Annotated in this window: 1 protein-coding gene; it reads left to right on the top strand. The window is 73.9% G+C overall.

All coding sequences use genetic code 11. The features are described from left to right. Positions 1-79 precede the first annotated feature (79 nt). On the top strand, positions 80-901 hold an 822-nt coding region (locus ACYVE7_RS34790; protein ID WP_460370908.1), incomplete at its 3' end, for a SulP family inorganic anion transporter.

Below are 901 nucleotides of genomic sequence, written 5' to 3'. Positions count from 1 at the left end.
CGCCCCGATGACCGGCGGCCGCGTCGACGCGCGGCGCCGGGACGGGCTTGATCGAAGCAGGGCCCGGGGGGGAGGGCGATTGGGCGGGCTCAAGCCGAAGAAGGCGCTGCGCGGGCTCGGCCGCCCGACACCGCGGGACGCGGTCGCCGGGCTGGCGACGGGCCTGTTCAGCATCCCCGAAGGCATGGCCTACGCCGCGATCGGCGGGTTCAACCCCGTGCTGGGCCTGTACTCGGGGATCGCGCCGACGATCGTGGGCTCGCTGCTGTCCCGCACCGTCCTCATGGTGACCACGCTGACCAGCGCGATCGCCCTGTCGTCGCAGAGCGTGCTGACCGAGGCGCACCTCGACCCGCACGACCTGGGGAACGTCGTCGCGCTGACCCTGCTCGTCGGGGTGATGATGCTGCTGTTCGGGCTGCTGCGGCTCGGCGCGGCCATGAGTTTCGTGTCGAACGCCGTGATGACCGGGTTCACCACCGGCATCGCCGTCCAGATCATCGTCGGGGTGCTCAAGGACGCCACCGGCTACCTCCCGCAGGCGCACAACAAGCTCGCCCGGCTCGGCGAGTGGATCGGCCATGTCCCGGACTGGCGGCCCGCGACGGTCGCCGTCGCCCTGGCCACGATCGCGGTCTGGGCGGCCGCCTCCCTGGTGCCGGCGCTCCGCGCGACCGCGTCCCTGCTGGCGCTGCTGTCCGTCAGCGCCGCGGTGACCCTGCTGGACGTCGACGTGGAGACCGTCCAGAGCATCGCGCGGGTGGCGTCGGCGCTGCCGTCGCCGACCCTGCCCGATCTGTCGGTGCTGCCGCGGCTCCTGCTGGGGGCGGCGGCGGTCGCGCTGGTCGGGCTCGCCCAGTCCGCCGGGATCTGCGCGGCCGTCCCCAACCCGGACGGTTCG

The organism is Actinocorallia lasiicapitis (assembly GCF_054778695.1).
The sequence above is the reverse complement of the archived record's forward strand: the minus strand, read 5'-3'. Positions and strand labels throughout refer to the sequence as shown.